The 11,647-nt window shown below is 47.2% G+C and carries 9 protein-coding genes; 4 read left to right on the top strand and 5 right to left on the bottom strand.

Going from position 1 to position 11,647, the window contains the following annotated elements:
- The 3 genes from Q0668_RS21075 to Q0668_RS21065 all read right to left on the bottom strand — a co-directional run.
- Positions 1–838 (bottom strand): mannose-1-phosphate guanylyltransferase (locus Q0668_RS21075; protein ID WP_298868255.1); only part of this gene is annotated, 838 nt, incomplete at its 3' end.
- 79 nt (positions 839–917) lie between these two features.
- The gene (locus tag Q0668_RS21070; protein ID WP_298868254.1) at positions 918–2,339 is read right to left on the bottom strand and encodes a UDPGP type 1 family protein; all 1,422 of its coding nucleotides are present in this window, start codon (positions 2,337–2,339) and stop codon (positions 918–920) included.
- A gap of 41 nt (positions 2,340–2,380) precedes the next feature.
- Positions 2,381–4,072 (bottom strand): dihydroxy-acid dehydratase, encoded by a 1,692-nt coding sequence (locus Q0668_RS21065; RefSeq protein WP_298868253.1) that lies wholly within the window; start codon positions 4,070–4,072, stop codon positions 2,381–2,383.
- Positions 4,073–4,645: 573 nt separating this feature from the next.
- On the opposite strand from Q0668_RS21065, the gene Q0668_RS21060 reads away from it, so the two are divergent.
- The 4 genes from Q0668_RS21060 (at position 4,646) to murA (ending at position 8,656) form a co-directional block, all read left to right on the top strand.
- Positions 4,646–4,933: a type B 50S ribosomal protein L31 gene (locus Q0668_RS21060; RefSeq protein ID WP_298868251.1), complete on the top strand. Its 288-nt coding sequence runs from the start codon at positions 4,646–4,648 to the stop codon at positions 4,931–4,933.
- Between the two features lie 174 nt (positions 4,934–5,107).
- On the top strand, positions 5,108–6,190 hold the full coding sequence (prfA, locus tag Q0668_RS21055; RefSeq protein ID WP_298868249.1) for a peptide chain release factor 1: 1,083 nt from the start codon (positions 5,108–5,110) through the stop codon (positions 6,188–6,190).
- A 51-nt stretch (positions 6,191–6,241) separates the two neighbouring features.
- Complete coding sequence (gene prmC / locus Q0668_RS21050) at positions 6,242–7,159, top strand: peptide chain release factor N(5)-glutamine methyltransferase (RefSeq protein WP_298868247.1); 918 nt, start codon at positions 6,242–6,244, stop codon at positions 7,157–7,159.
- Positions 7,160–7,219: 60 nt separating this feature from the next.
- Positions 7,220–8,656 carry a UDP-N-acetylglucosamine 1-carboxyvinyltransferase gene (gene murA / locus Q0668_RS21045; protein ID WP_298868246.1) on the top strand — a complete coding sequence of 479 codons (1,437 nt, stop codon included), beginning with the start codon at positions 7,220–7,222 and terminating at the stop codon, positions 8,654–8,656.
- Positions 8,657–8,727: 71 nt separating this feature from the next.
- Here the strand turns inward: murA and Q0668_RS21040 are convergent, their stop codons facing one another.
- Positions 8,728–10,245: a PQQ-binding-like beta-propeller repeat protein gene (locus Q0668_RS21040; protein WP_298868244.1), complete on the bottom strand. Its 1,518-nt coding sequence runs from the start codon at positions 10,243–10,245 to the stop codon at positions 8,728–8,730.
- Between the two features lie 26 nt (positions 10,246–10,271).
- The coding region (locus Q0668_RS21035) for a DUF6798 domain-containing protein (RefSeq protein ID WP_298868240.1) at positions 10,272–11,647 on the bottom strand (1,376 nt) is incomplete at its 5' end.

The following is an 11,647-nucleotide window of genomic DNA, read 5'->3' as shown; positions in this document are numbered from 1 at the left end:
ATTGATTCCAGTTTCCCACATCATCCCATTCAAAATTGGCTTGAATCACAGCAAGGTTGTCTTTCGATTTTTCCAGGATCGCGTAATCGATCGACTCCGATTTCATTTCCGGGAAAGATTGCTGCAGGACTTCATCGTATTGCGGAGTCCCAATCGCGTCGGAAATCTGCATCAGGTTTTTGTAGATTTCGGGTTCCCAGCGGGAAAAGGCATTAAGTATCGCGTCTACTTTCCAGAGAAAGATGCCACAATTCCAGAGATAGTTTCCATCGTCAAGATATTGCTGTGCTGTTTTGAAATCGGGTTTTTCTTTGAACTCTTGAACCTGGAAGCAATTTGAATGTGAAGCATTAAAAGGATGACCACACTGGATATATCCAAAACCAGTTGCCGGGCAGTTAGGAGGAACACCAATCAAAACCAGTGTGTCCGGTTTTTCCTCAATGAGCATCGTCGCCTGATTGATTGTACTGACGAAACCGGAATCCGGTTGAATGACGTGATCAGAAGAAGCGACCAGCATGATTGCTTCCGGATCCTGTTTTAATAAGTGAATCGCCGCCAACCCAATGCAGGGAGCGGTATTTCTTGGCGCAGGTTCGATTAAGATCTGATCGTGAGGGATGTGAGGGAGTTGGTTCCGTATTTCCTCAGCCAGCGCCTCGTTCGTAACAACCCAGACCGGATGATTGTCTGCAAGTTGACTGCAGCGTTCGGCAGTCGCTTGAATCATCGTGCGATCTCCTACTAGTTTCAGCAATTGCTTGGGCATCGCGTTGCGACTTTGAGGCCAGAACCGCGTACCGCTGCCACCCGCCATGACAACAGTGTGAAGCATAAGATTATTTCTCCAACATTGAATTGAGAGTTACCTGAGAGGAATAGTTTAAGCATTTTGATTTCAGAAAGGCCATCATCTATTCTCCCAGATAGATGGGGCCATTCAAATTTATATCTGGTGATATTTTCGTTTTTAATTCGCTTTCATCTAACGCGATCAGAGGACTGATTTCGACAGCGGTACCTGGTGGGATCTCAAAGCCACAGGCCTGGAACCATTGAGAATAAATCTGAGAGAGTGCTGTGTGTACGGTTTGAGGTGAATCAGGACCGTCAGCATTTTTAAGAGGATTGAATTCCCGGAAGCGGTCGATTTCGTAAACAAGAACCGTTTTTGCGACAGGCAGGACATCGAATATAAAACGTTCAAATTTAATCGCATTCGGTTCAGTAGGTGAAACCTGAGTCCCTGAAGAATCAATAAAGGGGACTTTTTTCTTCGCCTGATGAAAGGGAAGTAGATCGTCATCGCTGGCAATATTTTCCAGGAAGGAGCGATTGAAAATGTGGATAGCGGTGCTGCCTGCCCAGTGCAATAGATCACCTGCCTGATCTACCTGCTCTGAAATATGTATCGGGAGGTCACTGTATTCAATAATCTGTGTTTGATTGTCGACATCGCAGACGATGCCCATTTTTTCGTCCGGCGTTCGTTTGGAAACGACTTTGACAGAAACCTCGGCCTGATGCTGTAAGTGATATCCGAGGAATTCAGGGTCGCAGACAATGGCTGTAGGATTATCGACCTGATGGTAGTAAAGATATTCAATGCCTTTTTTCTGCATGACCTCAAACAGGCCGGAATTTTTGAGGGCTTTGAGCGTACCTCCATGGCCGTCCGGGCTGACTGCAATTTGGTGTTTTTCTTCTAGTAAAATTTGACCAGAATGGGCATCGACGGCTGGCATCGTTCCCTGTTTAAAGAAGTACAGCTGATTTGTCTGCAAGCCAAAATTCTGATGCTGTTTGAAATAAGCAATGGTTTCGTCATGAGTGGCATCACTGGTCATGATGAAATAACAAATTGGATTGCCCGCGATACGAGACCGGGCAATCAATTGTTCCACCAGCATCTGGAATAATGAAGTCTGTTTGACAGGACCTGCAGGATACATGCCTTTGGGATGTTGAAAACCCAATCTGGAGCCCTGGCCTCCTGCAACTAAAATCGCGCCGACTTTTCCTTCCGCGAGTAATTGATTACCTGCCTGAATCGTCTGGGCAGTCTCTGTCTTGGGTTTCGTTCGATCCTTGAGGCGAATGACGTTGGCAGGGCATGTGGCCCGTTCTGCTTTCTCTGCAGGTGATTCCTCTGCTTTACTGGAATGTTCTGGTGAATAAAGGCGCTCGGTTTGTGCAAAGTTGATCGATCGAATTTGTGCCGTCAATTCATCCTGCTGTTGTTCATTCAGACTCTCCCACCATTGAACCAGATGAGTTTGATGAGATTGTGTTAAGGTTTTCAAAAGATCCTTCGGGAAGGACTTTGAGATAGTCATTTTGCTTGATTCCGTCGTAGTTTCGTTTTTGGTTTTCTCTTTCACTCGCATGTGGGATGTAGTGCTTTACTCACACATCCATGATGCGCCTGTGATGTTGTCGCTGCGAAATCAGCGAGATAGCCTCTGGTATGATTTACCGGGTTCAAGATCCATTTGTCTCGGCGATTTTGTAATTCTGCATCACTGATTTCGACTTGAATTATTCCTTTCAGCAGGTCGAAAGAAACAGGGTCTCCGTCTTGAACGAGACCTATCGGTCCGCCGACTGCTGCTTCGGGAGAACAATGTACGCCGATGGCGCCATGTGAAACACCCGAAACACGTGTGTCAGAAATGAAGGCCACTTTTCCGTCCAGCTCGGGAACGGCCAGCGCCGCCGTCGCGACCAATACTTCTGGCATACCCGAGGCGACGGGACCCAGATTTCGTAAGACAATGATGTTCCCCGGTTTGATTTTTCCTGCTTCCACTGCATCTGCGACATCTTTCGCATCATCAAAGCAGCAGGCAGTGCCGCTGAAATGGGATTCCTGCATGCTGGAAACTTTGAAGACAATCCCCCCCGGCGCGAGGTTGCCGAAACAGACTTGTATGTCGGCATAATCTTTGTAAGGCTGGTCGAGTGGAGCAATTAAATCCTGGTCGCTGGCTACATCACCCACATCGGCCAGATTTTCAGCCAGCGTTTTCCCTGTGACGGTCAAGCAACTGCCATCGATGATGCCTGCTTTCAGCAGATGTTTCAGAAGGACAGGTGTGCCACCCAGTTTATGAAGATCAACCATCGTTTTTTTACCCCGGGGAGCGAAGCTGCAGTAGACGGGGGTTTTGGTAAGAATTTTCTGGATGTCCTCTAACCGGAAATCGACTTTCGCTTCTCTGGCCAGTGCTAACAGGTGCAGGATGCCGTTGGTTGATCCGCCGACAGCTGCAATGGTCGCAGCGGCGTTCTCGAAGGCTTTTCGCGTCAGAATATCTCGTGGCCGAATATTTTGCTTTAACAGGTTTTTCATTGCGGAGGCAACATTCAGGCACTCTGTTTTTTTAGCTGCATCAATGGCAGGGGTGGAACTGCTGAAAGGCAGCATTAAGCCGATTGCTTCCAACGCGATGCCCCAGGTGTTGAATGAAGCTGCAATTCCACATCCCCCGGGGCCGGGACAGGCTGTTTTTAGAATCTGTTCTGCCTCGGATTCTTCCATCGCGCCGACCGCTGCGGAGGCTTGTGAGTCATAAACATCCAGAATGGAAATGTCCTGCCCATTATGGCAGCCGGGCATAATACTGCCGCCACTGACGATCAGTCCGGGATAATTCATGCGCGCCAGAGCCATCGCAAAACCGGGGCCATTTTTATCGCAATTATGGAGGCCAATGAGTGCATCATAAGAGTGTGCACTGACAACACATTCTGCACCATTGGCGATCATATTTCGTGAAGGAAGGCTGGCGTTTCCCCCTTCCTGTCCCTGTGTGATATTGTCGCTGACTGCAGGCACTCCAAAGGGGAAGCCGATCATCTCAGCCGCTTTGCACCCCTGGGCAATGTCTTTTGCCAATTCATACGCATGGACATTACAGAGATTTCCATCCAGCAATGGAACACCGATGCCGATTTGAGCTTTGTCGAAATCGTCATCTGAAAAACCGAGGCCGTAGTAAAATGCAGTCACCCCTCGTTGCCAGCCGTGCGTCAAATTTTGACTGTTCCAATTCAAAGCCTGTTCCATCTTGGTGTTCCTGGTAGATAATTTTTCAAATCTGGTGCGGTGTGTCTATTTTCTCTCACTCTAAACGGTCTGGTTCAGGAGTCCAAGTTATGTGCCATTTGATTTTAAAAACAGCAACAGAGTCCTGAAGAAATACGACGTCGATTACTGATAGTTTGATCTGAGGAATTACAAATAAGCCTTTTCCAGCGAATGATCGCCTCTCTAAGACGAAAATTTTCCGATCAGCCCTCGGAAATTACGAAAAAATGATCGAATTGTGAGCAATCTGATTGAGTAGAATGATTGTATGTTATTTATTGATAATGGTTTGCGAAGAAATGAATGGCGAGTCTGTTACACTTGCTCATTCAGAGAGAGGAACGTAAACTGTGATTCTCAATCAGACATGTATTTCTATAAGCCGTTTTGCATCCTAATTTTAGGAATCGATTCCATCGGATGAGGATCAACTCTCATTGGACATCGGGTAAAACGAAGCCATGCTTTCATAGTCGATCATGACGGGCGGGGATTACAGCCGGCATTCCGTGAGATCGATAAAGTATTCAGGTAACAAAGAAGCTGAGAAAAATGAAAAAAGACATCCATCCAGAATATCATCCTGTTGTATTTAAGGATTCTTCAACAGGTGATTCATTTATGATTCAATCTACGGCTACTTCCAAGTCAACAGTCGAATGGGAAGATGGTAATACCTACCCACTGGTGACTGTGGAAATCAGCTCTAAATCGCATCCCTATTACACCGGTAAGATGAAATTTATCGATAGTGCCGGGCGTGTTGAAAAGTTTCAGAAGAAATACAATTGGGACAAGCGAAACGCCGAAGAAGGAGACGCCAAGAAAGAAGGCGAGTAGCAACTTTACGATTATTTTTTTATAGAGGCTCTGCGGATCTCCGTATGAGCCTCTTTTAGTGAACTGTGATGTCCTTCTGTTTTTTAAAGTCTGATGTCGTTTTGTAAATCCGGAGAAGGAACATCTCTGGAATGAAATCAGAACACTGTCTGACCTAGTCGTGGATTTGGGTAAATGAAGTTTCCTACCCTGCAAGCAAAGCTGGATCGTTTTGAAGAGTTGGAAAAACAACTTCAGGATCCAGAAGTTCTGACAAACAACACCAAGCTTGTTGAGGTCCAGCGTGAGTATGGCGGTCTCAACAAAGTCGCGCAGGAACTGCGAGTATATAATTCTCGTGAAGCAGATATTGAAGTAGCACGTGAGATGATTGCTGAGGAAACAGATCCTGCTGCAAAAGAATATGCACAGAAGGAACTGGATGAGCTTTGTGAAGCGCAAGAGCTTCAAACGAAAGATCTCGAAGATATTGTTGTGTCAGGTGACTCGATTACTCGCGGCGGTTTGATCATGGAAATTCGCGCGGGAGCAGGTGGTGACGAAGCTGCTTTATTCGCACGAGAATTATTTGACATGTATCAGCACTTTGTCGAGGCTCAGAAAGGCTGGAAGACTGAAGTTCTGAATCTGAATGCGACTGAACTGGGGGGAATCAAGGAGGTCACGTTTTCCATTGCCGGTGAAGGCGCGTTTCACCGTTTACAGTTTGAAAGTGGTGGTCATCGGGTTCAAAGAGTTCCCGAAACAGAAACGCAAGGCCGCGTGCATACCAGCGCAGCAACGGTTGCCGTATTGCCTGAAGCAAGCGAAATTGAAGTTGATATCAAACCAGATGACATTCGCCTGGATACATTTCATGCCAGTGGACCGGGTGGGCAGAAAGTCAATAAGACAGAGAGTGCTGTTCGTATTACTCATCTGCCTACAGGAACTGTCGTTCAATGTCAGGATGAAAAAAGTCAACACAAAAATAAAGCGAAAGCGATGCGAGTGCTTCGCAGCCGCGTTCTGGAGCAAATGCAGCAGCAAGCAGCAGACGAGCGCGCCGATCAACGTCGGACATTGATTGGTTCGGGAGACCGTAGCCAGCGGATTCGCACCTATAACTTTCCACAAGGTCGTGTGACTGACCACCGCATCAACCTTTCACTTTATAAAATTGATCAGATTATGCAGGGAAGCCTGGATGAACTGGTTGAAGCCTTGTTACAGTTTGACCGTGAAGAACGTCTGCTGGGAGATAGCTCGAAAAAATAAGAGCAATTTTCTGCTGTTTCACTGTTGCCTGCTATTTCGACGGATCGTATCGTGAAAGAAAATCCACAATCATCGGAGAATAATTCACAGGATGTGGCAGAGTCGTGGACGGTGCGACGCATTCTTGACTGGACGACGGCTCATTTAACCAAGCATGGTAGTGATTCTCCTCGTCTGGATGCGGAAGTGCTTCTGGCGTTTGCGCGAAAATGCGAGCGAATACGTCTCTATACAAACTATGAAGACGAAGTCAGTCCAGTAGAACGTACGCTGATGCGCGAGCTGGTTCAACGACGAGCGAAATCAGAGCCGGTTGCTTATCTTGTGAGTAACCGTGAATTTTTTGGTTTGGATTTTTATGTTGATCAAAATGTTCTGGTACCGCGACCGGATACAGAAACACTGGTGATGGAACTGGTCGATGTAGCGCAAAAAGAAGCCTCTCCTGACATCCTTGATTTATGTACGGGCAGCGGTTGTATTGCCATTGCTGCTGCCACTCATTGTCCGCAAGCCTCATTTCTGGCAACTGATATCAGTACTGCTGCCTTGAGGATCTCCCAAAAAAATGCAGAGACGAATGGGCAGTCGCAAAGAATTCGATTTCTGCAGAGTGATTATTTTGAGGGGATTTCTAAGGGCTCTGTGTTTGATATCATCGTCAGTAATCCACCATATATTCCCGACGCTGAGATCGAATCGCTTGATGCAGATGTCTGCCAGCATGAACCCCGTCTGGCATTGGCGGGAGGCACTGATGGGCTCGATTATTATCGGAGAATCATTCAGGAAGCGGATTCCTATTTGAAAGAGGGAGGCTCATTGCTATTGGAATTTTCTCCAGAGCAGGAATCCTCCTTAAAGCAACTGTTCGAAGCATCAGGGAAATATGCTGAGATCAGAGTGAAAGCAGATCTGGCAGGTCGTTCCCGGGTGATTATCGGCCAAAAACTGCCTATCTTAAAATAATCTGATTCTCTATACTTCCTAGATCGAAATACAGCATTAACAACTTCAGGAGATCCAGGGATGGATATGTTGATCGTTCGCGGAGGCGAGCGACTTTCAGGTTGTGTTCCAGTGAGTGGTGCCAAGAACTCCGCATTGCCACTGATGGCGGCCGCATTGGCGTGCGAGGGCGAGACGGTCCTACATTCTATCCCCAATCTGGTGGATGTCTCAACTCAATCACAAGTACTTGGTTCTCTGGGAATGCAGGTCAATCGTGATGACGCGGGCGCTCTGCATTTGAAAACTGTTGACGAGACATCGTGCATCGCAGACTATGAACTTGTGAGGAGGATGCGGGCCAGCGTTTGTGTCCTTGGCCCTTTATTAGCCAAACGTCGCATGGCTTGTGTATCGTTACCCGGTGGATGCAATATCGGTGATCGACCGATTGATTTGCATCTAAAAGGTCTGGCTGCATTAGGGGCACAAATTCGCGTCGAACGTGGTTATGTTATTGCGCGTGCTGACCGTTTACGTGGCGCCAATATTTTTCTGGGAGGGGCATTTGGAAGTACCGTTACCGGAACCTGTAATGTGATGATTGCTGCGACATTGGCCCAAGGGACTACGACAATTGAATCGGCGGCCTGCGAACCAGAGGTGGTCGATGTGGGCAATTTTCTCAATGCTGCGGGCGCCAAGATCGAAGGATTGGGAACTCCTTTTTTGAAAATCGAAGGTGTCGATCAACTTCAGGGGGTAGAACATGAAGTCATTCCCGATCGCATTGAAGTGGCTACGTTGATGATTGCCGCTGCGATTACGGGTGGTGAGGTTCGGTTAAATCAGGTTCGTCCCGACCATATTACTGCGATCATCGAAAAACTGAGAGATATCGGGGTGCAGATTGAACTCGAATCCCCGGAGCAACCTGCCAGGAAACAGACGATTCTTGTGAAAGTGGTGCAGCCTCTCAAATCTGTTGATTGCATTGCTTTGCCCTATCCTGGAATTCCGACAGACGTTCAAGCCCAATTAATGTCATTGCTTGCCTGTGTCCCGGGAATCAGCATTGTGACGGACAAGGTCTTTCCTGATCGATTCATGCATGCATCGGAATTAGCGAGGATGGGGGCCAGGATCCGACGCGAATCAGCGAGTGCCATTCTCAATGGAGTGACCCGGTTAAGTGGTGCGTGTGTGATGGCATCCGATTTAAGGGCCAGCGCCGCTTTAGTATTAGCGGGTCTGGCTGCGGAAGGCGAGACCGTAATCCGTCGGATTTATCATCTGGACCGTGGTTACGAAAATTTAGAGGAGAAACTGATCTCATTGGGTGCCCGGGTTCAGCGGGTCAAAGACGAACCGAACAATATGCCGGAAAGTCTGAAATTAACCGATGAGGAGAGCCGCCCCAGTTACTCTGAGTTAATGGAAGCATTAACGGGACCACATTGGAATCAGCGTTCGAGCGTTGAGCCTTCTGAGTCATCGAATCAGACTGAAGCTAGTTAAGCACCAGAATGAAATCGATACCGCCTGGAAACTTCTTGCTCGTTATTTCCAGTCTAGCGACGTCTCTCCAATCATTTGGTAGGCTTTTTGGCAAAATCCAGACAAATCAAATGTGATTCGCTTCGGAGATAGATTTTCTTGTGAGCCAAAACCGGGGCGGCCCAGGCAGGATACTTGATTTGTGGAAATGAAGTGCGGCAGACTTCGCTGCACTGATTGGGATCAATTTTTAGGATGGCCAGTGTGCCACGCTCTCCCAGCACAATAAATTTGTTATCAGCCATGATTGCAGAGCCACGTCCATAAAAAGGCCAGGGAGCTGTTTTACCGGAATCGATCCACTGATATTGTCCGGTTAATTGATTGGGTTTTACTTTTCCCAAGACGGCTGCTGTTCCATCAGCCTCCCACATTACTTTTCCATCAGATAGTTTTAGACAGCGCATCGTGGCTCCTCGCTCGTGTCGGCCGCTGAATCCGTAAAGGTAACCATCATGATGGATGGTCGTTGACCAGTGAGTCAGCATGTTTGCGGGGTTTCGCCAGAGTTCTTGATAGGATTTTCCATCTGAATTGACTTGTAATAAAGCTGAGCCGACCTGGTAAGCGGCAGACAGAAATATTTTGTCCCCTACAACCACTGGTCGGGCCGCATTCACTGAATCATTTATTAGTGAACGAAACCAGTATTTGAAATTGACCGAACCATTCTGGGGGTTAAGTGAAACAAGTCCCTGCCTCATCAGGCAGAGCAAATGACGTTTACCATGTATGGTGACAGCGAGTGGGGAAGAGTAACTGGAGATTTTTTCATTTCCCCGCCATTTATAGTTTGGCATCCTTTCCCAACCGGTTTCCGTTCCATTCCAGACGATTTTACCGACATTCTTCCAAAGCGTTTTTCCCGTTGTTGCATCAAAGGCCACCATACCAGAGTTGGGTTTGGCTCCCACCATCACAATTAATTTATCGCCTTCCAGAATGGGGGTTGAACCGACCCCAAAGAAACCGGGAGGAACGTCAAAGTCTTTCAAGCAGTCACGAAACCAGACCATGGTTCCTTCTTTGAGGTTGAGACAATACAGCTTTCCCTGGGCACCAAATGTATAACAGTATTTCTCAGTCAAAAGGGGAGAGCAGCGCGGACCATTGTTATATCCATAGGGGTCCCGGAAATCTGAATCGTATTCGTATTTCCATAGAAATTTACCGGTATCTGCTTCCACGCATTCAATGACCTCTTTACCTTTTCTGTTTCCATTCGGTCGGTGATGAATTACCAGCCGATTGCCTAGTATCGCGGGGGCACTGTAACCTGTTCCAATTTCTTTTTCCCACAACAACGGGGGGCCTGCCTGAGGAAACTGGTCTATCAGATTTGTTTCGGTCGAGATTCCGGTATGGAAGGGGCCGAGAAAGTACGGCCAGCTTCCTGATTTTTGATCGGCAGACTGTGCATATGCCGTTGGATCAATCTGGCCGGTTTGCGGAACAGGTAATGCCGAGCTGAGAGAAAGGCAGCTTGCTATGAGCAGTGTGAATAAAAAATGAGTGTCAAAGCCCGAAATAGATTTGCCTGGATGATGCATAAGGTTAACCATTTGGAGGAAGGAGTTCAGGGAAGTTCGTAGACTTTATAAGTTTGATTTTGATATATGGGTTTGATTGTTGTAAAGGGCCCGAGGCGTTTTACCAGTAAATGTGTGATGTTTGTATTTTGTTTGAGTGTGCTTAAGGCGCGGTCATCAAAGCCTTTATTATAGTAATCCTGTCCCCATTTTCGTAGGTATTTTAGACGTCGATTCCATTCTACAACTCCACTGGCATCTTGGGGGCAGTCTTTAAAGGTGACGTATTCGGGTCTTTGTGCATACCATTTGAAGTCTGATTCACGCGCGGGCGTTAAAAACAGGGCTGTTTGGGGAGTATGTAGATTCACCCAATGACAGGCATCAATCCAGTCTTTTCGTATTGCGGGAGACATTTTGTGGATGGGGGGAACCAGCCAGGCCGAATAGAGTACGGATGTAAAAAGCCCCAGGCTGAGTATGACGGTGATCGCATTCTTAGATGCTTTTGAGAATCGGCGCGGCTTTGCATCTGAGTCTTGGGTGTCAAAGAGTCGTTGATGAATCGAAATGAGTATCGAAACGGTGACGGCCAGAGGAAGGAAGGCGTCAAACAGTCGAAACGGATAAAACTTTAAAAGTGACATGCGAAAAGCATAAAAGGGCATTTCGCTGGCAGGGCGCGGTCCTGCTCCTAATAAAAGACCGACGCATGCCAGACCGAAGGTTCCTGCAATAAAGAACTGAAAAAAACGATTGGCAAACGTTGGACTTTCATTTCGTCGTAAAAGCAACCAGATTCCCAGAAGCATCGCGTATAGTAAATAGCTGGCGAAATGAAAGTCCATCGGATCAAGATGATGCTGAATGCGATAGAAGACCTGGATATAATTCGCTGCGAACTGGTCTTGTGCGTTACCTTGCATCAAGAGTTCCATTGAAGGAATTAACCCGGGCAGTGCGCAGAAAATTAATAGTCCACCCGCGGGAATTGCGGTTTTTATAAACTGGTGAAGCGTGATTTTATTGAGAGAGGATTTGTATAGAAACCAGTGACTGATCAGCGCGAATCCTTCACAAAGGATGGCCCAAATTCCCACGACGGGATGCGCGCTGATGGTCAGGCCTGCATAGATTGCAGAGCGATTCCAGCGTTGCTCACATGCATTCGCCAGCGACAGGAAAAGAAAACTATAGGCAAATACTTTGGATTCTACGCCTCCGATAATCCATTCACCAGAAAAGTTTCCGATCGCTGCGATTCCGAGATAGATCCATGCGGAAATCAGTGGAGACCAGATTCCTGGAACCAGAACCCGGAAGAGTCGAAACCATCCGATTGCCAATAGTAGAAATCCAGTCAACCTTCCGAGAATCGCTGTGTTGTGTAATGAAAGCCATTGTGTCACGCTGCCTATCGTCT

This window comes from uncultured Gimesia sp. (assembly GCF_937910335.1).
Lineage (GTDB): Bacteria > Planctomycetota > Planctomycetia > Planctomycetales > Planctomycetaceae > Gimesia.
The sequence above is the reverse complement of the archived record's forward strand: the minus strand, read 5'-3'. Positions and strand labels throughout refer to the sequence as shown.

Bases quoted from the DNA above. Each gene is read 5' to 3' on its own strand.
- Q0668_RS21070 (WP_298868254.1), bottom strand. From the start codon at position 2,339: ATGACTATCTCAAAGTCCTTCCCGAAGGATCTTTTGAAAACCTTAACA.
- Q0668_RS21065 (WP_298868253.1), bottom strand. From the start codon at position 4,072: ATGGAACAGGCTTTGAATTGGAACAGTCAAAATTTGACGCACGGCTGG.
- Q0668_RS21060 (WP_298868251.1), top strand. From the start codon at position 4,646: ATGAAAAAAGACATCCATCCAGAATATCATCCTGTTGTATTTAAGGAT.
- prfA (WP_298868249.1), top strand. From the start codon at position 5,108: ATGAAGTTTCCTACCCTGCAAGCAAAGCTGGATCGTTTTGAAGAGTTG.
- murA (WP_298868246.1), top strand. From the start codon at position 7,220: ATGGATATGTTGATCGTTCGCGGAGGCGAGCGACTTTCAGGTTGTGTT.
- Q0668_RS21040 (WP_298868244.1), bottom strand. From the start codon at position 10,245: ATGCATCATCCAGGCAAATCTATTTCGGGCTTTGACACTCATTTTTTA.